Genomic DNA, 21,094 nt, shown 5'->3' on the forward strand with positions numbered 1-21,094 from the left:
GACACATGACCAACCCCGCGGCCACTCCCGGCCACAGCATCGAGCTCACCATCGGTGGCATGACCTGCGCCTCCTGCGCGGCCCGGGTGGAGAAGAAGCTGAACCGGATGGAGGGCGTCACCGCCACGGTGAACTACGCCACCGAGAAGGCGAAGGTCAGCTACCCCGAGGGCATCAGCACCGACGACTTGGTCGCGACCGTCGAGGCGACCGGCTACACCGCGGCACTGCCCGCAGCGCCAACCGAAACAACTGAGGCTGTTGAGACCGATGAGCTGAAGCCCTTGCGGGACAGGCTGATCACGTCGATCGTGCTGGCGGTTCCGGTGATTGCCCTCGGCATGATTCCGGCCTTGCAGTTCAACTTTTGGCAGTGGACATCGCTGACACTGGCGGCTCCGGTCGTCACGTGGGCCGCCTGGCCGTTCCACAAGGCCGCTTGGACGAATCTGCGTCACGGCGCCGCCACGATGGACACGCTCATCTCGCTCGGCGTGATCAGCGCGTTCGCCTGGTCGATCTACGCCTTGTTCGTGGGCGGCGCGGGTGAGCCCGGGATGACGATGCCGTTCACGCTGATCCCGTCACGTGGTTCCGGCGCCGAGGAGATCTATCTCGAGGTGGCCGCCGGCGTCACGACGTTCATCCTCGCCGGGCGGTATTTCGAGGCCCGGGCGAAGCGTCGTTCCGGTGCGGCCCTGCGGGCATTGCTCGAGCTCGGCGCCAAGGATGTCGCGGTTCTGCGCGATGGCACCGAGGTGCGGATTCCCGTTGACCAGTTGGCCGTTGGCGACGAGTTCGTCGTACGGCCCGGCGAGAAGATCGCCACCGATGGCGTGATCGTGACCGGCAGCAGCGCGGTGGACGCGTCGATGCTGACCGGCGAGTCCGTCCCGGTCGAGGTCGGCGCGGGTGACGCCGTCGTCGGCGCCACTGTGAACGCGGGCGGCCGCCTGGTGGTTCGCGCGACGCGGGTCGGTTCCGACACCCAGCTCGCGCAGATGGCCCGCCTGGTCGAGGACGCGCAGAACGGGAAGGCGGCCGTGCAGCGTCTGGCCGATCGCGTCTCGGCCGTATTCGTACCGATCGTGATCGTGCTGGCCCTTGCCACGTTGGGCTTCTGGCTCGGCAACGGCGGCACTGCCGAGATGGCGTTCACGGCCGCGGTCGCGGTGCTGATCATCGCCTGCCCGTGTGCGCTGGGCTTGGCCACTCCGACCGCGCTGCTGGTCGGGACCGGCCGAGGCGCGCAGCTGGGCATCCTCATCAAGGGTCCCGAGGTGCTCGAATCGACTCGTCGCGTCGACACCGTCGTACTCGACAAGACCGGCACCGTGACCACCGGCCGGATGGCGTTGGTCGACGTACTGCTCGCGGACGGTGAAGACCGCGCCGAGGTGCTGCGTCTCGCCGGCGCCCTCGAGCACTCCAGCGAACACCCGATCGCCCAGGCCATCGCCACTGGCGCCATGGCCGAGGTGGGCGCGCTGCCCGAGGTCGAGGACTTCGGCAACGTGGAAGGCCTTGGGGTTCAGGGCATCGTCGACGGGCACGCCGTTCTCGTCGGCCGGACGCGACTGCTGGAGGAGTGGAGCCAGTACCTGCCGGACGCGCTCGCGCATGCGAAAGCCCACGCCGAGACCGAGGGCAGTACGGCGGTCGCAGTCGGGTGGGACGGTCAGGCCCGGGCAGTGCTGGTCGTGGCCGACACGGTCAAACCCAGCTCCGCCGAGGCCATCCGCCAGTTCCGCGCGCTCGGGCTCCGGCCGGTGCTACTGACCGGCGACAACGAGGCCGTTGCGAACTCGGTGGCGGCCGAGGTCGGCATCGACGAGGTGATCGCGGAGGTGCTGCCGGCCGGCAAGGTCGACGTGATCAAGCAGCTGCAGAGCGAAGGCCGGATCGTCGCGATGGTCGGCGACGGCGTGAACGACGCGGCCGCCCTCGCCCAAGCCGATCTCGGGCTGAGCATGGGTACGGGCACGGACGTGGCGATCGAGGCAAGCGACCTCACCCTGGTGCGAGGCGACCTGCGCTCGGCGGTCGACGCGATCCGGCTGTCCCGCAACACCCTGCGCACGATCAAGGGCAACCTGTTCTGGGCCTTCGCCTACAACGTGGCCGCCCTCCCGTTGGCGGCCGCAGGGCTCCTGAACCCGATGCTCGCCGGCGCCGCGATGGCCTTCAGCTCCATCTTCGTCGTCTCCAACTCCCTCCGCCTCCGCCGCTTCACCCCCCTCACCACCCCAGAGCCCTAACCGTGTGACCGTACGCCGACATTCCGAAATGTCGGCGTGTGGTCACATCTTGTATCCCGTTCATCGGACCCTTGTGACGCGGCGTGTCGCCCATCATCGGACTCTTCTGACCAGGGCGACGGGCCCTTCCGCACTTTGCATTCATTCGTCGGAATCCGCCCTCACCCGTCTGCTGGCCCGCACCGTTTCGCCTCACCCTGTGGACCTGGCGATCCGCCTGGCCGAATCGCCGTGCAGGCACTGCCTGGCATGCAAAGTGCGGCATCCCGATGGTCACAAGGGTCCGATGATGCGCGACACGCCGCGTCACAAGGGTCCGATGACGGTTAGCGGAGCCAGGCCGTTGTGTCGGGGGGGAGGTGGCCGGCTTGGAGGGGGGTGCTGGTTAGGAGGACTTGGGTGTGGGGTGGGAGGGGGACGGGGGTGGGGCTGAGGTTGGTGATGGAGGTTAGGCCGGAGTTGCGGGTGAAGGCGAGTACGTCTGGGGGTGTGGGGAGCCAGGTGAGGGTGCCGTCGCCCAACTCGGCGCGGCGGATCCAGAGGGCGGCGCGGTAGAGGGAGAGCATCGAGCCGGGGTCGGGGGTTTGGACCTCGACGGTGAGGTTCTTCCAGTCGACGGGTTGCGGGAGCCACGGCGTACCACCTGGTCCGAAGCCGAAGGGCGGTTCGGCCCCGGACCAGGGCAGCGGGACGCGGCAGCCGTCGCGGCCGCGGTCGGTACCACCCGAGCGGTGCCAGATCGGGTCTTGCAGCAAGGCGTCCGGGATGTCCTCGACCTCGGGCAGACCGAGTTCCTCGCCCTGGTAGACGTACACGCTGCCCGGCAGGGCCATCGCGAGCAGCGCGGCGGCGCGGGCGCGACGTACCCCGAGCTCAAGGTCCGTCGTCATCCCGTGTTTGCGATCGGCGTGGCTGAACGACGTATCGGGCCGGCCGTACTTCGTCACCGGACGGGTCACGTCATGGTTCGAGAGCACCCAGGTCGGCGGGGCCTTGATCGGGATGTGCGTGTCGAGGGTCAGGTCGATCGACGCCCGCAATTCGTCCGCCCGCCAGGCTCGCGAGAGGAAGTCGAAGTTGAACGCGGTGTGCATCTCGTCCGGCCGCAGGTACAACGCGAAGCGCTCCTGATCCTCCATCCACATCTCGCCGACCAGGAAGCGCCCGTCGTACGAGTCGGTGATGCGGCGCCACTCGCGGTAGATGTCGTGCACGCCGTCGTGATCCGTGTACGACTCGGCCGCACTGTCGAGGTCCTTGATGAGTACGGCGGCCGAGTCGATCCGGATGCCGTCGACGCCACGGTCGAGCCAGAACCGCAGTACGTCGTGGAACTCCTCGACCACCTCCGGGTTGTGCCAGTTGAAGTCGGGTTGTTCCGGCGCGAAGAGGTGCAGGTACCACTCGCCATCCTCGACCCGGGTCCACGCCGGGCCGTTGAAGATCGACTGCCAATCGTTGGGCGGGAGCACCCCGCGGCCGGGGCGGAAGATGAAGCGCTCGCGCTCGGGCGATCCAGGTCCGGCCGCGAGCGCCTGGCGGAACCATTCCTGCTGGTCGGATCCGTGGTTCGGCACGATGTCGATGATGGTGCGGATACCGAGGGCGTGCGCCTCCTCGATGTACTTCTCCGCCTCCGCCAGCGTGCCGAAGGCCGGTTCGATATCGCGGTAGTCCGCCACGTCGTACCCGCCGTCGGCCATCGGCGACGGGTACCACGGGTTCAGCCAGATCGCGTCGATACCGAGCTCGGCCAGGTACGGCAGTTTCGCCCGCAAGCCCGCGAGATCACCGATCCCGTCCCCGTTGCCGTCGGCGAAGCTCCGCAGGTAGACCTGGTAGATCGCCGCACCACGCCACCAAGCTTGGGACATGCCTGCTCCTTAGAGGTTGGGTTCGGGGATCAGCCCTTGAGGCTGCCGGCGGTCAGACCCGCCATGATGCTGCGCTGGAACACGAAGAAAACAAGGATGGTCGGGATACTCGCGATCACCAGCGAGGCGATCAGCACGTTCTGCGGCATCTGCGCGGACAGCGAGGCGATACCGATACTGATCGACATCTTCTCGGTCTCGGGCAACACCAGCAGCGGCCAGACGAAGTCCTTCCACGTCGTCACCACCGACAGGATCGACACCACGCCGAGGATCGGACGCGAGATCGGCAAGATGATCGACCAGAGGATCCGCATCGGCGACGCGCCGTCGATCGCGGCGGCCTCCAACAGCTCGCGCGGGATCGAGTCGAAGAATCGCTTCAGCAAGAAGATGAAGAACCCGTTAGCTGCCGCAGGCAACCAAATCGCCCACGGGGTGTTGAGCAGATCCCAATGGAAGATGGGTACGTCCTTGGCCACCAGGTACGTCGGCAGCAGCAGCACCATCGGCGGAATCATCAACGTGGCCAGCATCAACGCGAGGATCAGCTTGCCGAACATCGGCCGCAGTTTTGACAAGGCGTACGCCGCGGTCACGTCGACCATCAACGTGAAGATCCACGCGCCACCGGCGTACACCACGGTATTGCGCAGGAACGTGCCGAGCTCGAGTTGTTGCCAGGCCTCGACGTAAACCCCGAAATCCAGGGACTTCGGGAAGAAGCTCGGCGGGATCTGCGCCAGCTCGTCCGGCGACTTCAGCGCCCCCGTCACCATCCAGTACAACGGAAAGACGAAGACGATGGTGAAGCCGACGACCACGACGGTCAGCACGGTCCAGTAGATCAACTTGCCGTGCCAGGTCAGCAACGACATCGGCGAGACGATACTCCTGGTCTCCGCCGAAAACGCCCGCCCTGCAGGCCTTTTCGACGTACGGCGCCGACCACGCGGCGGCCCGGGTTCGACCGGCACGGGCAGCGGTGCGGCCACGGGCGGTCCGGGTTGCAAGGTGACAGACATCTGAGCGCTCTCCCCCTAACTCTGGTTGTCCCGCGAGACCCGCAGGTAAACGGCCGAGAACACCATCAGTACGAGCATCAGCATCAGTCCGAGCGCACCGCCCGCACCGAAATCGCCGAAGTTGAAGGCGTACTGGTACATCAGGTAGGCCACCGTCACGGTCGCGTTCTCGGGCCCACCACCCGTCAGCAGGTAGGGCTCGATGAACACCTGCATGGTCGCGACGACCTGCAGCAAGAGCATCACCAGCAGGATCAACTTGGTCTGCGGCACGGTGACGTGCCAGACGCGGCGGAACAACCCGGCGCCGTCCAGCTCAGCCGACTCGTACAACTCGCCAGGGATGCTCTGCAACGCCGCGAGGTAGATCAGCGTGCCCGTGCCCATGTTCATCCAGGTGGACACGATCACCAGCGAGATCAACGCGGTATCGGTCGAATCGAGCCAACCCAGTGCGGGCAACCCCGCGAATCCCAGCACCTGGTTGAACAGACCCGCGCCCGGATCGTAGAACCACTTGAACAGCAGTACGCCGACCGCCGGCGGCAGCATCACCGGCAGGTAGACGACAAACCGCAGATACGCCTTCGCGTGGCGAAGCTCGTTGAGCACGATCGCCGCCACGAACGGCACGACGTACCCGCAGAGCAGTGCCAAACCGGTGAAGGCCGCGGTGTTCAGCCAGGCCGCGCGAAAGGCCGAGTCCGCGAACACCGTACGGAAGTTGTCGAAACCGACCCACGTCGGCGGATCGACGAAGTTGGTCTGCTGGAACGAGAGCAGGAACTCCCGGACCATCGGATACCAGGAAAAGAAGGCGAAACAGATGAGCGCGCCGCAGAGGAACCCGTACGCCGTGAGGTTCCGCCCGACCGCCCGGCGCGCCACGCCAGGGGAGCGGCGCGCCGGCGGTTTCGCGGTCAGAGTGGCCATCAGCTCAACTTGTCGAGGACCTTGTTGGCCTTGGACTCGGCATCGGCCAGCAACTTGTCGATGTCCGCGTCCTGCCGGGTCAATACGGCCGACATGGCCACGTCGAGGATGGCGTACAGCTCCTGGGCCTTCGGCGGCTCGAGCTTGTTGGTGACGTTCGCGTTGCCGTCGACGTACGGCGTGAAGTGCTCAACCGGGATGGTCGCGTACTTCTTCCGCAGGGTGGCGATCTCCTCGCCCGGCGCGGTCTTGCCGTACAGGTCCGGGATCGGCAGGCCGACCGGACGGCCCTGCGCCTTGGACCGCTCGTAGTTGAACTGGCCCTTACCCGGCGTCAGCTCATGGAACTCCAGCCAGAGCAGGCCCGCCCGGATCTTCTCCGGCGTGGCCTTCGCGTTGAACATGTAGCCGTCGCCACCACTGAGCGAGGACTTGCCGTCGGACTCGGGCAACGCGGTCACGCCGTAGTCCTCGAACTTGCCCTGGAAGTCGTTGTTCACGGACTGTACGACGTCCGGCGCGCCGATCATCATGCCCAGCTTGCCGCCACCCATCATCCGCATCAGGTCCTCCCACTGCAGGAGCTGCTTGGCGCCCATGCTGTTGTCGGTCCAGCGCATCTGCTTGAGGTTCTCCAGTACGGCCTTGCCCTCGGGGCTGTTGAACGCCGCCGCCTTGCCGTCCTCGCTGACCATCTCGCCGCCACGGCCGTACAGCGATGCGGCGAAGTGCCAGCCGCCGGTGTTGCCCGCGCTGTACTCACCGAAACCGACGTACCCGCTGCCGAGGCCGGCGATCTTCTTCGCGGCTGCGTGCACCTCGGCCCACGTCTTCGGCGGGCTGTCCGGGTCGAGCCCCGCCTGGGTGAAGAGCTTGCGGTTGTAGACCAGGCCGGTGGAGTAGTTGCTGCGCGGCAGGCCGTACGTCTTGTCGCCGTCCTTGAAGACGCTGATCACGTCCGGCCGGATGTCCTTGAGCGCCTTGACCTGGCCGACGTACTCGCTGATATCGGCGGCCTGCTTGTTCGCCACGATCTTCTGTACGTCGGTGTAGTAGACGTAGAAGACGTCCTCCACCGTGCCGCCGGCCAGCTTCGCCTGGAATGTGTCCGGGTTGATGCAAGGGAAGGCGTCCTTGCTCTCGATCGTGATGTTCGGGTGCAACTTCTTGAACTCCGCGACGTCGGCGTCCCAGGCCTCGCGCTCCTTGGCGTTCGACTTCGGCGGCTGGCAGCCGACGGTGATCGTCACCGGCGCGTTCGGGTCCGCGGGGCCCTGCGCCTCGTCCTTCTTCCCGTCCGACCCACAGGCGGCGGCCGTCAGGCCGAGTCCCGCCACAAGCAACAGGCCCACTGTCCTGCGGTAGCCCGATCTCCTCATCGATCTGCCCTTCTTCATGTCCCGCCATTGGGCGATTGCCCGCCCCTGATGTGCAGCACACCGTAGGCAACTTGACCGGAAGAGCGCAATACTTCGATCTCAAGATGCAAAAACGTGACTAGAGGCAGGAAGTGTTCGGGCAAACGAAAGGGGTGGAGCAGGCTCGCGCCTACTCCACCCCTTAGTGATCGGGTGATTACTCGCTGCGTGGATTCATCCTTGCCGTGGACGCGCGGACGACGAGCTCGGGCTCGAAGAGCAGTTCGTCGGCCGGTACGACGGCCTTCTCGATCCGGGCAACGAGCAGATCCACGGCGGCCCGGCCCATCGCGTCGATCGGCTGGCGGACCGTGGTCAAGGGCGGGTCGGTCGCGTTCATCATCGCGGAGTCGTCGTACCCGATGACGGACACTTCCTCCGGCACCCGCAGGCCGGCCCGGCGGACCGCGCGGATGACCCCGAGGGCCAGGATGTCGCTCGCGCAGACGATGCCGGTGACGCCCTTGCGGATCAGCCGGGTCGCCGCCGCGTGGCCGCCCTCCAACGAGAACATGGTGTGCTCGATCAGGTCCGCATCCGCCTCGGGACTGGCCATGAACGCGTCCAGCTTGCGCCGCGACGGGATGTGGTCGCGCGGGCCCATCACCATGCCGATCTTGGTGTGGCCGAGCGCGCGCAAGTGCCCGATCGCCATCTCGGCGGCCACCACGTCATCGGACGAGACCTGCGGGAAACCGAGGTGCTCGACCGCGGCGTTCACCAGCACACACGGCAGCCTGCGCTCGAGGATCAGCTTGTAGTGCTCGTGCGGCGCATCGGCCTGGGCGTAGAAACCACCGGCGAACACGACGCCCGACACCTGCTGCTGCAACAGCAGATCGACATAGTCCGCCTCGGAGACACCACCGACTGTCCGCGTGCACAGCAGAGACGTGAAGCCTTGCTGGGCGAGCGCGCCCCCGACCACCTCGGCGAACGCGGGGAAGATCGGGTTCTGCAATTCGGGCAGGACGAGACCGACCAGCCGGGCGCGATCGCCACGCAGCTGGGTGGGCCGCTCGTACCCGAGCACGTCGAGCGCGGTCAGCACCGCCTCACGGGTGGCGTCGGACACTCCGGGCTTCCCGTTCAGCACCCGGCTCACCGTCGCCTCGGAGACGCCTACCTTTTTCGCCACCTCTGCAAGCCGTCTTGTCATGCCGCAAACAATACGCCACATAACGCAAGTTCTTGCAACCACTTGCGCTCACCCCCTTCTCTTTGCGTTCATTCGTCGGAATCCGCCCTCTCCCACCGCCGACCTGTGCTGGCCCGCGGACCTCAGAGGGCGGATTCCGACGAATGAACGCAAAGAGAAGTAGCCAGAACCTGAGCGGACAGGTTTTCCGGGGCGGGAGCTGCAAGACTGGGGGCGTGCCTCGATTCGTCGCCACCCGCCCGGACACCGGTCTGCTCTCGTTCCCCTGGGATGTACCGCTGGAGGAATGGCCCGAGGACCGGCTGGTCGCCCTCCCCCGCGGTATCTCCCGGCACGTCGTCCGGTTCGTCCGGGTCGGCAGCCAGGTGTACGCCGTGAAGGAGGTGCTGGAGCATCTCGCGATGCACGAGTACCGGCTGCTGCGCGACCTCGAACGCCTCGACGCACCTTCGGTCGAGCCCGTCGGCGTGATCACCGACCGGGTCGACCGCAACGGCGAACCGCTCGACTCGATTCTGGTGACGAAGCACCTCCAGTTCTCCCTGCCGTACCGCGCCCTCTTCTCCAGCACGTTGCGCCCGGACACGGTCAACCGGCTGATCGACGCACTCGTCGCGCTGATCGTGCGGATGCACCTGACCGGCTTCTTCTGGGGCGACTGCTCCCTGTCGAACACGTTGTTCCGGCGCGACGCGGGCGCCTTCGCGGCGTACCTGGTGGACGCCGAGACCGGCGAGCTGCACCAGGACATCTCCGACGGCCAGCGCGCGCACGACCTCTACACCGCCGAGATCAACCTGTTCGGCGAGCTGTCCGACCTCGAGGCCGGCGGGCTGCTCGACGAGTCGATCGACCCGATGGAGACGATCCAGTCGATCAACGACCGGTACGAGGCGCTCTGGTCGGAGCTGACCGCGCCGGAGGAGTTCCACACCGACGAGCTGCACCGGCTCGACTCGCGAATCCGACGGCTGAACGAGCTCGGCTTCGACGTCGCCGAGATCGACATCATCACCGACTGGGACGGCAGCCAGGTCCGGATCCAGCCCAAGGTCGTCGACGCCGGCCACCACAGCCGCCGCCTGCTCCGCCTGACCGGGCTGGACGTCGAGGAGAACCAGGCCCGCCGCCTGCTCAACGACCTCGACTCGTACGCCGCGTCGACCGACCAGCAGAACGAGGACGAGGAGATCGTCGCGCACGAGTGGCTGACCGACGTCTTCGAACCGGTCGTCCGCTCCGTCCCACGCGACCTGAGCCGCAAACTCGAGCCCGCCGAGGTCTTCCACGAAGTGCTCGAACACCGCTGGTTCCTGTCCGAACAAGCCGGCCGCGAAGTCGACACCATGAAAGCCGCCCGCTCCTACGTAGACGACGTCCTCAGCGCCAAACCCGACGAAAAACTAGCCCTCCCCACCACCCCCACCGACTGACCGGGCGTACGCGCCGATCTAGTAGTGGATCCGGGCCCGGACGGCGCGGTGGTCGGAGTAGTGCCGGTCGGCGCGGTCGCCGCCGGTGTAGTGCGCGTCGGCCCGGCCGGCCTCCTCGAAGCCGACCGTGTGCACGGCGGTGATCGCCGGCATCCCGCCCGGCTTCCTGGCCCACAGGTAGTCGATCCGGTTGCTCCCGCCGATCGTCCAGTTGTCGCGCAGGCACTCCTGGCGCGGAGCGGTCACCTTGCCGCAGTGGTGGTACATCGCGTCCCGGTACCCCGCGCGGCCGCCGAGGTCCCCGTTGGTCTGCCGGTACCAGGCCTTCCAGTCGCCGGGATTGCCGGCGGTGATGTTCGCGTCCCCGCCCCAGATCATCAGTGCGCCGCCCCACCCGGAGACCTTCGCGGCCGCCTCCCGGGCGTTTTCCGCGGCGCACGGATGGCCGCCGCTGTTCTTGGTCGGCCAGTGCGTTGACGCGACCGTGAGGTCCTTGCCGGCCAGGGTGTCGCGGAGTTTGAGCCGCAGTGCCGTCGCCCGCGTCTGGCCGGTGTTCTCGCAGCCGCTCGCGGTTTGCCGGTCGGCTCTCCAGGTGTCGGCCTTCAGCACCCTGAACCGGTCGGCGTTGAAGATGATCGCGGTGGTCTGCTGCTTCTTCTCGCCGTCGCACCGGGCCGGCTGGATCGGCGGGTCGGCGATCGCGATCCGGCCGGTGTACTTGCGCCCTAGCTTGGCCTCCATCGCGCTGAGCAGCCGGGTCAGCTCGGCCCGGTTGCTGATCTGCTGGACCAGGAAGATGTCGGGCGCGGGGTCGGTTCGCTTCATCGCGAAGATGAGGTCCTGCCAGTCCCCCGGGCAGACGGCGTCGACCGTCTTCAGGTTCTCCACGTTGTTCGCGTAGACCTGGACGTATTCCCGCCGTGGCGCCTCGGCGACTGCCGCGGGTGCGGTGGCGTCGTGGCTCCCGGACGGGGCGAACTGGCCGGCGATCGCCGCTCCGGGAGCGGACAGCAGCACACCGGCGGCCAGGACGGCTGCGACCAGGTGCCGGCGGGAGCGGAGCAGTCGGAACGAGACAGACACGGCGTCCTCCTCGGGGCGGTTCCGGCCCAGGCGGACCGGCCGAGCGTGGCCGAAGGCTAGCGCCGTCCGGGGTCAGATGTGACCACTCGCGCAAAAGAAAGAGAGGACTGGCGGGGCATCTTTGGGCTCGGGTGCAACGTCTGGGGGGTGGGGGGCGTGTTGTTGGTATGGAGGTGGAGTTATGGAGGCGGACGAGGTGCCGCGGTTCGAGGCGTGGGTGCGGGAGCGGGGTGCGGCCATGTTGAGGTTCGGGTATCTGGTGACGCGGGACCAGGGCCGGGCCGAGGAGGCGGTGCAGGACGCGTTGGTCGCGGCCTATCCGCGGTGGGCGCGGATCTGCCGGCAGGGTGATCCCGAGGCATACGTACGGCGTTCGATCGTGAATGCCGACATCTCCCGCTGGCGGCGGTTCCTGCGCCACCGCGAAACGCCGATCGAGGACGGCGCGGAAAAGCCGACGCCGGATCACGCGGCCGGGCTCGCCGAGCAGGACGCCGTCTGGGCCTTGTGCGCCACCTTGCCGACGCGGCAGCGCGCTGCCGTCGTACTGCGTTATTACGAAGGCCTTCCGGACGCGGCCATCGCCGAGATCCTCGGCTGTACCGCCGGAACGGTCCGATCCCAGATCCATCGCGCACTGGCCACGCTCCGCACCAGGCTGAGCGTCGCCGAGGAGGTCGAAGCATGACCAGATATGAAGACCCCACCGAGATCGTGCTCGAGCGCAGCCTCAACAACCAGGCCACCAACGCTCCGGGCGACGACTTCCTGCTGGACCGGGTGCAGCACCGGATCAAGTCCCGCCGCAACGCGAAGGCCGTCGCGGCCGGCGTGATCGCGGCCGGCGCGACCGTCGCCGTCATCCTCGGCGTCACGGCCACCCTCAACGACCCAGCGCCACCGGTCGCCACGAACGACCCCACTCCGAACATCGCTACGACCGGCCCCACGCAGCCCCCCGCCACGACGGCCGAAAAGGGCTGGCGCTGGGAGTCGTACGGCCCGATCGAAGTGCAGGTGCCGGCCGATTGGGGGTACGGCGGAGGCGTTGGTTACCCGCCTTGCCTGATCACGACACCCCAGAAGCCGCAGGTGGCAAGGCCTGGCCCGGTGCCGGCGATCGCTTGCGGGCCGGGTCCGATCAAGCTGCCGTTCCGGGCCGATTCGCTCACCTTTGACGCCTTCGACCGCAAGGCCGGTGTGCAGCAGATCGACCATGGCTGGGTGGAGGAGACCAGGGTTGTCGCTGGCATGAAGATCACCGTCTTCACCAAGGATGCGGTCCTCCGCGAGCGCATCCTGTCCTCGGCCAGGCCGATCAGTGGCACCGACCAGCACGGGTGCGCCGCAGACCATGCGTTCGTCGCCAATCCGTCCCTGCGTCCGGCGGCCGGCAGCGGGCTGGCGTCGGTGGGTGCGGTCGAGTCGATCAGCATCTGCCGGTACAAACTGGATCTGGAGGACACGGTGAACACCCACCCGCTGCGCTCCAGTGCGAAGTACACCGGCGAGCGGGCCGCCACGCTGATCGCCACGATCATCGCCTCCCCCACCGGCACCGGGCCGAACGGTTTCGGTACCTGCGTCGACCCGTATGGCAGCGAGATGGTCTCGATGGCCGTGCGAGGCAGCACTGGCACTCAGGAGGTCTTCCTTCGCTTCTCGGGCTGCGACCACAACAGCTTCGACGACGGCAGAACCCTCTGGAAGCTGACCAAGCAGAACCTCCGGCCGGCTCTTGCCGAACCCAACAAGCCCAACCAGGGCAATGCGGCGATGTTGCTGCTCAACTGACGAACCCGAAGGACCTTGCGCACAACAGCGCAAGGTCCTTCGTTATCAGCGTGGGGGCATGCGGAGGGCGCCGTCGAGGCGGATGACCTCGCCGTTGAGCAGCTGGTTGGCGGCGACATGCTCGACCAGGGCGGCGAACTCGTCCGGCCGGCCGAGGCGCGACGGGTACGGGATCTGGGCTGCGAGCGCCTCCCGGACCTCCTCGGGGAAGCCGGCCAACATCGGCGTCTCCATCGTCCCAGGCGCGATCGTCACGACCCGAATCGCCTTGTCCGCAAGGTCTCTCGCCGCTGTCAGCGTCAGACCAACGATGCCACCCTTGCTAGCCGCGTACGCCGCTTGGCCAACCTGGCCGTCGTACGCCGCGATCGAAGCGGTCATCACCACGACGCCACGGTCACCGTCCTCGGTGGGCTCGAGAGCGGCCATCCGCTCGGCGGCCAGCCGCAGCACGTTGAACGTGCCGATCAGGTTGACCTCGATCACCTGGCGAAAGCTTGCCAATGGCAACGGACCCTTGCGGCCGATGACGCGGCCCGGCGTACCGATCCCTGCACAGGTCACCACCAACCGCAGCGGTCCGTCCGCCTGGTCGAGCGCCGCGGCGACCGCCACCTCGTCCGTGACGTCGGTCGGCGCGAACACAACGCGATCGCCCAGCTCCTCGGCCAGGGCCTTGCCCGCCGACGACGGCAGATCGCAGATGACCACGCCAAGCCCAGCGGCGGCGAGACGCCGTACGGTCGCCTCACCGAGGCCGGAGCCCCCGCCGGTGACCAGGGCGACATCGGACGGGCTGAACTTCATCGAGCACTCCTCAACAGGTCGCGGCTGATCACCAGTCGCTGGATCTGGTTCGTTCCTTCGAAGATCTGGGTCACCTTCGCCTCACGCATGTACCGCTCGGCGGGGAAGTCCCGGGTGTAACCGTAACCACCGAGCACCTGGACGGCGTCGGTCGTGACCTTCATCGCGGCGTCGGTGCAGACCAGCTTGGCGATCGCGGCCTGCTGCGTGAACGGGCGGCCGAGATCGCGCCGACGAGCGGCGGTCAGGTACGTCGAACGGGCCGACTCGACCGCGGCCGCCATATCGGCCAGCAGGAACTGCATGCCCTGGAAGTCCGCGATGGCCTGGCCGAACTGCTTGCGCTCCTGGCTGTACGACGCGGCGACGCCGAGCGCGGCCTGCGCCAAACCCGTCGCGCACGCGGCGATACCGAGGCGGCCCGAATCCAGAGCGGACAAGGCGATGTGCATGCCCTCGCCCTCCGCGCCGATCAAGTTCGACGCGGGAATGCGGACGCCGTCGAAGTTCACCAAGGTGGTGGTCGAACCGGTCAGGCCCATCTTCCGCTCGGGCGCGCCGAACGAGAGCCCAGCCGAACCAGCCGGCACGTGGAAGGCCGAGATGCCGTGCTTCGGGTCCGGCGACGTCCGCGCGAACGTGGTGTAGAAGTCGGCGTGCGAGCCGTGCGTGATCCAGGACTTCGTGCCGGTCAGCACGTACGAATCGCCATCGCGAACGGCCTTGGTCGTCATCGAGCTGATGTCGGAACCGGCCTGCGGTTCGGACAACGCATACGCGCCGAGCAGTTCGCCGCCGATCATGTCGGGCAGCAGTCGCGCCTTCTGCTCGTCGGTGCCGAACTTCGACAGCGCGTAGCAGGTCATCGTGTGCACCGAGAGGCCGACGCCGACCGACATCCAGGCGGCGGCGATCTCCTCGAGCATCTGCAGATACACCTCATACGGCTGGGCGGCGCCGCCGTACTGCTCGTCGTACGGCAGGCCGAGCAGACCCGCTTTGCCCAGCGTGCGGAACGCCTCGCGCGGGAACCTCTCCGCCTCTTCGGCCTGCGCGGCATGTGGGGCGAGCTCGTGCTCACACAGCTCCCGCACCAGGCCCAGCAACTCGCTGGACTCCTCCGTGGGCAGCAAACGGTCGACGTTCATCTCGGCACCTTCCTCCCTGCTGAGATGATACTGCACACGATACTGTGGGCCATACTTCAGTATCGTTCTATGCTATCTCGATATGACAACGGTCGTGCCAGGACGGCGTACGCGGCGGCAGTCCGAACTGCTCGACCGGCTGCTGTCGCTTTTCCTCACTCAGGGCTTCAGCCGCTTCACCTTGGATGACCTCGCGGCGGAGCTGCGCTGCAGCAAGACGACGCTGTACGCCCTCGCCCCGAGCAAGGAACAACTCGCCGTCGAGGTGGTCAAGCACTACTTCAAGAACGCCACCGCCGAGGTCGAGTCCACCGTCGCCCGGCAAAGCCGCCACGACCGGCGCATCGCGGCGTACCTGAACGCCGTCGCCGACGCGCTGCGGCCGGCCAGCCGGACCTTCCTGGACGACGTCTCGACGTTCGCGCCGGCTCGTTCCGTGTACGAGCGCAACACCCGCATCGCCGCCGACCGCGTCCGCGCCCTGATCGAAGACGGCATCACCAGCAACGCCTTCCGCCCGGTCGACATCAACTTCGCCGCCGAGATGATCGCCACCACCATGCAGGCCATCCAACGCGGCGACATAGCCCGCCGCACCGGCCTCAACGACGCCGAGGCCTACCGCGAACTAGCCTCCTTCGTCCTCCACTCCCTCCGCCTGGACTAGCCCGGCCAACCAGGCCCAGCCGGAACCACCCCCTGCGGACCGGCACCCCCTCAGCCCTGCGTCGATTGGTCTGGATTCGACCGCTCGCGCGGCGGGTCACCCTGGCCGGCTCGAGGCCGCGGGCGAATCCTGACCAATCGACGCTAATGCCGGTCCACGAATGACCCTCCCCGGATGGTTTCGGCGTACGACGGCCAGAACGATCCGGGTGGGCGGCGTCCAGGGCAGGCGGAAGCGTCGAGTGGTCAGGATTCGCCCGCGGACCGTTCGCCTGCAAGCTGACCCGCCGCGTGAGCGGTCGAATCCAGACCACTCGACGCAGGGCTCACGGGGTGCCGATCCGCGGGGGTGGTGCCGGCGTTGGCCTGGTGACGCCCGTCGGCAGGAGGCGGGTGGAACTGAGACTGAATCGCAATCGTCTCGTGAGGGTTTTCCCTCGCATGTGGACGTAGAGTGCTCGACCCCTTGCGCACGGTGTGCGGTGGTGGGGTAACACTGAGTCGGTAAACGGTGTCACTAGGGCAGGTCGCCCCAGATCTGCCCTCATCGTGAGGAGGCTCACCGTGAAACTCCAGCCCGCCCATCGCATCACGTCGATCCTGGCCATCGCCGGGCTTATTGCCGGCGCAACCCTGACCACAAGTCAGGCGACAGCCGCACCAACCGCACCTGTTCAGCCAGCCGCCATCACCGCCGCACTGGCCGATGAGGCCAGCATTCCGGGCACCGCCTGGATGACCGGCCAGGACGGCCGGGTCATCGTTTCGTACGACAGCACGGTGACCGGCGCCAAGTTCGCCGCGCTCACCGCCGTCACCAAGCGGTTCGCCGACCGCGTCACCCTCGAGAAGCTGCCCGGCGTGCTGAGCAAGCGCATCAGCGGCGGTGCGGCGATCTACGGCGGCCAGTACCGCTGCTCGCTCGGGTTCAACGTCCGCAGCGGCACGACGTACTACTTCCTGACCGCGGGCCACTGCGGCAACATCGCGTCGACCTGGTATGCCAACTCCGCCAAGACCCAGATCCTCGGCAACGTCACCGGCTCGAGTTTCCCGGGCAACGACTACGCCATCGTGCGGTACTCGAGCAGCTTCACCGGCACCCACCCCGGCAACGTCACCCTCTACAACGGCTCGACCCAGGACATCACCAGCGCCGCGAACGCGTACGTCGGTGAGCCGGTCAGGCGCAGTGGCAGCACCACCGGCCTGCGAAGCGGTACGGTCACGGGCCTCAACGCGACGGTCAACTACGCCGAAGGCACCGTCACGGGTCTGATCCGGACCAACGTCTGCGCCGAGGGCGGCGACTCCGGTGGCGCCCTCTTCGACGGCACCAGGGCACTCGGTCTCACCTCCGGCGGCAGCGGCAACTGCTCCAGCGGTGGCACCACGTTCTTCCAGCCGGTCATCGAGGTCCTCAACCGGTACAGCGTCAACGTCTACTGACCAATAACGTCTCCTGACCAATAGCGAAACGGCCCGGCGCTCAAGCCACACCGCGCCGGGCCGTTCCGTGCGCTCGCCGCGGGTTGAGGCACCTCTGTAGCGTTCCGCCCATGGAAGGCCTGCTGCTGGGACCACTGTTGCGGTACGTCGATGAGCGGTGCGCGACGGTTTGGGTGGAGACCTCGCGGGCGGGTGAGGTCGAGGTGCTCGGGTATCGGGCCAAAACGTGGGCCGTCCACGGGCATCACTACGCGCTGGTGCTGATCGAGGGACTGGAGCCGGGCACCGAGACGGCGTACGAGGTGCGGCTGGACGGCGAGCTGGTTTGGCCGCTCGCAGACAATCCGTACGGGCCGAGCGTGATCCGCACGCCCGCGGCCGCGACCGACTTCCGCTTGACGTTCGGGTCGTGCCGGCGGTCGGCGCCGTTCGACGCGCAGGGGTGGAAGGAGTTCGGGCCGGACGCGCTGGTCGCCTTGGCCGAGCGGATGGCGGCGGATACGGATCGCTCGCACTGGCCGCACGCGCTGTTGCTGCTCGGGGATCAGGTGTACGCCGATGAGCCGAGCGAGTCCGTCGTCGAACGCCTGCGCGAGGCCCATGGCGGCCGGCCCGGGTCGCACGTACAGGACGAGATCGGGAACTTCGAGGAGTACACCTGGCTGTACGACGACGCGTGGACGTATCCGTCGGTGCGCTGGCTGTTCTCGACTGTGCCGTTGTGCATGTTGCTCGACGACCACGACCTGCGCGACGACTGGAACACCTCGCTGACCTGGCGCCGGTGGGTGACGAGTCAGCCCTGGTGGCATGACCGGGTCGTCGGCGCCTACGCGTCGTACTGGGTCTATCAGCATCTCGGCAATCTCAGCCCGGGCCAGTTGGTGAAGGACCCGACGTACCAGGCGATGCTGGCGATCGAGGACGACGAGGAACGTACGGCGTACCTGGAGGCCTTCGCGGCCGAGGCGGACGCGGATCCGGCCTCGACCCGGTGGAGCTTCTACCGCGACTTCGGCGCCCGGAGTAAGGGCGTGCGGCTGATGGCGGTCGACTCGCGCTGTTCCCGTCATCTCGAACCGGACGAGCGCGCCATGGTCGACGGGCACGAGTGGGAGTGGGTCCGGCGGCATACGGTCGACGCGACGCAGCCGATCCACCACCTCTTGCTGGCCTCGACTCTGCCGTTCCTGCTCGCGCCCGGGTTGCATCATCTGGAGGGCTGGGACGAGGCGGTGTCGGCCGGTGCCTGGGGCAACCAATTCGCCAAGTTGGGCGAAAAGATCAGGCAGGGCGTGGATCTGGAGCACTGGGCCTCGTTCCGGAAGTCCTTCGACGACGTAACGGACCTGCTCGCGGACCTGGTTCGCGCGGACGAGCCGCCGACGACCATCCTGATGCTCTCGGGTGACGTGCACTGCAGCTATCTGGCCAGTGCCGAGCTCCGCGATGTCCCGCATCCGCGGACGGCGATCCGCCAGTTCACCATGTCGCCGTTCCGCAATCCGATCGGCAAGCACATCCAACTCGCCAACAAGCTGCTCGACTCAAAGGTGCTGACCACCTTGTTGCACAAGCTGGCCCGGAAGGCAGGCGTGCGGGACGTCGCCATGGACTGGCGGATCAGCGACGGACTCTGGTTCGACAACGGAGTGATGACGGTGACGATCGAGGGCGACGACGCGGACGTCCTTGTCGAACATGCCACCGCGACAGGCGGTCGGCAGATTCTCCGGCGGACACTGCAGCGAGAAGTCGGTTAGGCAGGTGAGCTACTTGGGGCTGTGCAGGAAGGCAAGGAAGGCCTGGCGGAAGGTAGAGGGTTGCATTCCCGCCTCGTCATAAAGCACCTCTTGCGCGTGTCCCGAGCCGGCCGGCAACAAGATCAGACGAGACGCACGGGTGGCCTTCCGTAGTGCGGTGATCTCTGCAACTGACGAAGCCGTATCGTCTCGCGCCAAGACATACAGGACTGGCACCCGCAGAGCCGTAGCGATCGAGGTGGCTGCGACATCTGGCGCGTCCGCGGTTCCAAGCGGGGCAGCGAGATTTGCCGCAGACAGCGAGACCACGGCCGAGATCCCGGACTTCGGCCGCGCGGCGGCAATCAGTGGAAGGGTTCCACCTGCCGAAGCGCCGACCACAGCGACTTGAGTCGCGCCGCGGCTACGAAGCTCAGCCACCACCGAGATGAGGTCGTCCACCGGCCGGGACACACCCGGGCACGCACTCTCTCCGACACACGCTTGGTCATATCCGACAACGTGCAGACCAGCTTTGGTGAGCCAACCGATCTCCTTCGCCCAGTTGCACAACCCGCGCGACCCCGAGCCGTGCACCAGCACCACGCCGAGGCGCCCTCGGCCGGCACCAACGGCGTACAACTGCCGATCGCGAGCGGTCGTGATGACTCGCGCTGCGGTCCCTGCCTGCACCCCCGCCAGGCCACATCGCTCATCCAACGGCATCAGGTCGACGTGCGGCGACGCCGACGGTGTCGTCGCCGGCGCAGTTTCAGGACGGGCCGATGTCGGCGCCGGCTCCTGGGTGCTTGGCCCACCCGATCCGCCGCACCCAGCGAGGACCAGGGCCAGACAACCCAGGACCGTCGTGACCAATGCGTCGCGAGTGGTCAAGGCGGCTCCCTCCGGCTGAAGTCCACGCATCGTACACCGAGAAGCAATTCACCAACTTTTGAAACGGACACTTTGTTCGAGGCTGCCGAACTCCGCTGGGTAGTCAAGGGTTGACTTTGCGCATTACCCCCGCATAATCGTTGGTGCGGCCATTCTCCGGTATCGAGATGGCCCAGGGGGAACACTTATTTCGTATTGCCGTGTCGCGCCTGTGCCATGGCATTTTCGTGCTGCCCCCGACACCGCCCATCGAGGGGATCAGCCTCTCGAGTGAAGAATTCCGGGGGGAATTCAAATGCGCACTGCCACCCGTTGGCAGCGGACTTCCGCTGCCCTCATCTCCGCCCTCGCGCTGGCCGCGGCGACTCTTGCCGCGACCGGTTCGGCGGCCTCAGCAAGTCCGGTGCGACCCGCGGCACCTGCGGCCAGCATCGGCACCACGGCACCGGTGACGAACGACGCGTGGGTCGCCGGCCGCCGCGCGTACGGCACCAAAGCGACCGCCGCGGACGCCGTCCGGGCCTACTGGACGCCGGAGCGCATGCGCTCCGCCACTCCGATCGAGGACTCGCCGCAGTACCTTGCCGCGCTCCGCAAGCTCCAGCAGGACGGCCCGCCGGCGTCCACGCCGGACACGTCCGCCGGACGGCAGGCGTTCAACCCTGCCACCGGCCAGATCAAGGCGCCACCGAGCGGTTTCGGCACCCAGGCGCACAACCCGAACTACCCCGTCGGACACCCGACCGCGCGGACCAGCGGCAAGGTGTTCTTCAGCCAGGGCGGCGGCAACTTCGTCTGCTCCGCCACCGTGATCAACTCCGAGGGCCAGGACACCGTCTGGTCCGCCGGGCACTGCATCCACAGCGGAAGGGGCGGTGTCTGGTCCAGCAACTGGCAGTTCGTCCCGAACTACGACGACGACCTGGCCAACCCGCGCCCGTACGGCACCTGGGTGGCTTCGAACCTGTGGACCCGCACCGCATGGGTCAACAACTCGGACTTCAGCCAGGACTTCGGCGTGGCGATCATGAACACCCTCAACGGCAACCACATCGTGTCCTACCTCGGTGGGCAGGGCCTGATCGTGAACGCCGGCACCAACGTGTGGATCAACGCCTTCGGCTACCCCGCGGAAGCCCCGTTCGACGGTGGCAACCTGTGGCAGTGCTGGGGCGGCTCGTCGGTCTTCTCGGGCCAGACGATCAAGATCCCGTGCAACATGACCCGCGGCAGCAGCGGCGGTGGCTGGTTCTACAACTGGGACGGCAACTGGGGCTGGCTGAACGGCGTCAACAGCCGGATCGACCGGATCGTGAACCCGACGATCATGATCAGCCCGTACTTCGACAATGACGCGCTCGACCTCTACAACGCGACCCGGCACCTCTAAATAACACAATCGGTGGTCCGG

At 67.2% G+C, this 21,094-nt stretch carries 17 protein-coding genes; 8 read left to right on the top strand and 9 right to left on the bottom strand.

The features are described 5' to 3' along the window. Nucleotides 1-5: 5 nt before the first annotated feature. Nucleotides 6-2,258 (top strand): heavy metal translocating P-type ATPase, encoded by a 2,253-nt coding sequence (locus tag OG394_RS20415; RefSeq protein ID WP_328988591.1) that lies wholly within the window; start codon nt 6-8, stop codon nt 2,256-2,258. Between the two features lie 326 nt (nt 2,259-2,584). Here the strand turns inward: OG394_RS20415 and OG394_RS20420 are convergent, their stop codons facing one another. The 5 genes from OG394_RS20420 to OG394_RS20440 form a co-directional block, all read right to left on the bottom strand. After that, the gene (locus OG394_RS20420; protein ID WP_328988592.1) at nt 2,585-4,132 is read right to left on the bottom strand and encodes a glycoside hydrolase family 13 protein; all 1,548 of its coding nucleotides are present in this window, start codon (nt 4,130-4,132) and stop codon (nt 2,585-2,587) included. A 29-nt stretch (nt 4,133-4,161) separates the two neighbouring features. Continuing rightward, a complete protein-coding gene (locus tag OG394_RS20425; protein ID WP_328988593.1) occupies nt 4,162-5,010 on the bottom strand; it encodes a carbohydrate ABC transporter permease in 849 nt (282 codons plus the stop codon). Nucleotides 5,011-5,172: 162 nt separating this feature from the next. Then, nucleotides 5,173-6,090, bottom strand: a complete 918-nt coding sequence (locus OG394_RS20430) for a carbohydrate ABC transporter permease (RefSeq protein WP_328988594.1) — start codon at nt 6,088-6,090, stop codon at nt 5,173-5,175. After that, nucleotides 6,090-7,469 carry an ABC transporter substrate-binding protein gene (locus OG394_RS20435; RefSeq protein WP_328988595.1) on the bottom strand — a complete coding sequence of 460 codons (1,380 nt, stop codon included), beginning with the start codon at nt 7,467-7,469 and terminating at the stop codon, nt 6,090-6,092. The genes OG394_RS20430 and OG394_RS20435 overlap by 1 nt, the downstream gene beginning before the upstream one ends. Before the next feature lie 196 nt (nt 7,470-7,665). Next, on the bottom strand, nt 7,666-8,667 hold the full coding sequence (locus OG394_RS20440) for a LacI family DNA-binding transcriptional regulator (RefSeq protein ID WP_328988596.1): 1,002 nt from the start codon (nt 8,665-8,667) through the stop codon (nt 7,666-7,668). Nucleotides 8,668-8,882: 215 nt separating this feature from the next. Here OG394_RS20440 and OG394_RS20445 point away from each other — a divergent pair, with 215 nt between their 5' ends. After that, the gene (locus OG394_RS20445; RefSeq protein WP_328988597.1) at nt 8,883-10,100 is read left to right on the top strand and encodes a DUF4032 domain-containing protein; all 1,218 of its coding nucleotides are present in this window, start codon (nt 8,883-8,885) and stop codon (nt 10,098-10,100) included. 18 nt (nt 10,101-10,118) lie between these two features. Here the strand turns inward: OG394_RS20445 and OG394_RS20450 are convergent, their stop codons facing one another. After that, on the bottom strand, nt 10,119-11,183 hold the full coding sequence (locus tag OG394_RS20450) for a hypothetical protein (protein WP_328988598.1): 1,065 nt from the start codon (nt 11,181-11,183) through the stop codon (nt 10,119-10,121). A 181-nt stretch (nt 11,184-11,364) separates the two neighbouring features. Here OG394_RS20450 and OG394_RS20455 point away from each other — a divergent pair, with 181 nt between their 5' ends. Then, the gene (locus OG394_RS20455) at nt 11,365-11,871 is read left to right on the top strand and encodes a SigE family RNA polymerase sigma factor (RefSeq protein ID WP_328988599.1); all 507 of its coding nucleotides are present in this window, start codon (nt 11,365-11,367) and stop codon (nt 11,869-11,871) included. After that, nucleotides 11,868-12,977, top strand: a complete 1,110-nt coding sequence (locus tag OG394_RS20460) for a hypothetical protein (RefSeq protein ID WP_328988600.1) — start codon at nt 11,868-11,870, stop codon at nt 12,975-12,977. Before OG394_RS20455 ends, OG394_RS20460 begins: the two co-directional genes overlap by 4 nt. A 45-nt stretch (nt 12,978-13,022) precedes the next feature. Here the strand turns inward: OG394_RS20460 and OG394_RS20465 are convergent, their stop codons facing one another. Both OG394_RS20465 and OG394_RS20470 read right to left on the bottom strand, forming a co-directional pair. Next, a complete protein-coding gene (locus tag OG394_RS20465) occupies nt 13,023-13,784 on the bottom strand; it encodes an SDR family NAD(P)-dependent oxidoreductase (RefSeq protein WP_328988601.1) in 762 nt (253 codons plus the stop codon). After that, nucleotides 13,781-14,932: an acyl-CoA dehydrogenase family protein gene (locus tag OG394_RS20470; protein WP_328988602.1), complete on the bottom strand. Its 1,152-nt coding sequence runs from the start codon at nt 14,930-14,932 to the stop codon at nt 13,781-13,783. Before OG394_RS20470 ends, OG394_RS20465 begins: the two co-directional genes overlap by 4 nt. A gap of 82 nt (nt 14,933-15,014) precedes the next feature. On the opposite strand from OG394_RS20470, the gene OG394_RS20475 reads away from it, so the two are divergent. The 3 genes from OG394_RS20475 (at nt 15,015) to OG394_RS20485 (ending at nt 18,810) form a co-directional block, all read left to right on the top strand. Beyond that, entirely contained in the window at nt 15,015-15,599 is a 585-nt protein-coding gene (locus OG394_RS20475) for a TetR/AcrR family transcriptional regulator (protein ID WP_328988603.1), read from the top strand. Nucleotides 15,600-16,162: 563 nt separating this feature from the next. Further along, entirely contained in the window at nt 16,163-17,047 is an 885-nt protein-coding gene (locus OG394_RS20480) for a S1 family peptidase (RefSeq protein ID WP_328988604.1), read from the top strand. A 110-nt stretch (nt 17,048-17,157) separates the two neighbouring features. Continuing rightward, nucleotides 17,158-18,810, top strand: a complete 1,653-nt coding sequence (locus tag OG394_RS20485) for a DUF7800 domain-containing protein (protein WP_328988605.1) — start codon at nt 17,158-17,160, stop codon at nt 18,808-18,810. A gap of 9 nt (nt 18,811-18,819) precedes the next feature. On the opposite strand, the gene OG394_RS20490 is transcribed toward OG394_RS20485, so the two are convergent. Then, complete coding sequence (locus OG394_RS20490; protein WP_328988606.1) at nt 18,820-19,713, bottom strand: alpha/beta hydrolase; 894 nt, start codon at nt 19,711-19,713, stop codon at nt 18,820-18,822. A 265-nt stretch (nt 19,714-19,978) separates the two neighbouring features. Between OG394_RS20490 and OG394_RS20495 the strand changes: the two genes are divergently transcribed. Beyond that, nucleotides 19,979-21,073 carry a trypsin-like serine peptidase gene (locus OG394_RS20495; RefSeq protein WP_328988607.1) on the top strand — a complete coding sequence of 365 codons (1,095 nt, stop codon included), beginning with the start codon at nt 19,979-19,981 and terminating at the stop codon, nt 21,071-21,073. Nucleotides 21,074-21,094 lie beyond the last annotated feature (21 nt).

The sequence above is a fragment of the Kribbella sp. NBC_01245 genome (assembly GCF_036226525.1).
GTDB lineage: Bacteria > Actinomycetota > Actinomycetes > Propionibacteriales > Kribbellaceae > Kribbella.

Excerpts from the sequence above, each read along its gene's own strand:
- OG394_RS20415 (WP_328988591.1), top strand. The coding sequence starts at position 6 with ATGACCAACCCCGCGGCCACTCCCGGCCACAGCATCGAGCTCACCATC.
- OG394_RS20420 (WP_328988592.1), bottom strand. The coding sequence starts at position 4,132 with ATGTCCCAAGCTTGGTGGCGTGGTGCGGCGATCTACCAGGTCTACCTG.
- OG394_RS20425 (WP_328988593.1), bottom strand. The coding sequence starts at position 5,010 with ATGTCGTTGCTGACCTGGCACGGCAAGTTGATCTACTGGACCGTGCTG.
- OG394_RS20430 (WP_328988594.1), bottom strand. The coding sequence starts at position 6,090 with ATGGCCACTCTGACCGCGAAACCGCCGGCGCGCCGCTCCCCTGGCGTG.
- OG394_RS20435 (WP_328988595.1), bottom strand. The coding sequence starts at position 7,469 with ATGAGGAGATCGGGCTACCGCAGGACAGTGGGCCTGTTGCTTGTGGCG.
- OG394_RS20440 (WP_328988596.1), bottom strand. The coding sequence starts at position 8,667 with ATGACAAGACGGCTTGCAGAGGTGGCGAAAAAGGTAGGCGTCTCCGAG.
- OG394_RS20455 (WP_328988599.1), top strand. The coding sequence starts at position 11,365 with ATGGAGGCGGACGAGGTGCCGCGGTTCGAGGCGTGGGTGCGGGAGCGG.
- OG394_RS20460 (WP_328988600.1), top strand. The coding sequence starts at position 11,868 with ATGACCAGATATGAAGACCCCACCGAGATCGTGCTCGAGCGCAGCCTC.
- OG394_RS20465 (WP_328988601.1), bottom strand. The coding sequence starts at position 13,784 with ATGAAGTTCAGCCCGTCCGATGTCGCCCTGGTCACCGGCGGGGGCTCC.
- OG394_RS20470 (WP_328988602.1), bottom strand. The coding sequence starts at position 14,932 with ATGAACGTCGACCGTTTGCTGCCCACGGAGGAGTCCAGCGAGTTGCTG.
- OG394_RS20475 (WP_328988603.1), top strand. The coding sequence starts at position 15,015 with ATGACAACGGTCGTGCCAGGACGGCGTACGCGGCGGCAGTCCGAACTG.
- OG394_RS20485 (WP_328988605.1), top strand. The coding sequence starts at position 17,158 with ATGGAAGGCCTGCTGCTGGGACCACTGTTGCGGTACGTCGATGAGCGG.
- OG394_RS20490 (WP_328988606.1), bottom strand. The coding sequence starts at position 19,713 with ATGCGTGGACTTCAGCCGGAGGGAGCCGCCTTGACCACTCGCGACGCA.
- OG394_RS20495 (WP_328988607.1), top strand. The coding sequence starts at position 19,979 with ATGCGCACTGCCACCCGTTGGCAGCGGACTTCCGCTGCCCTCATCTCC.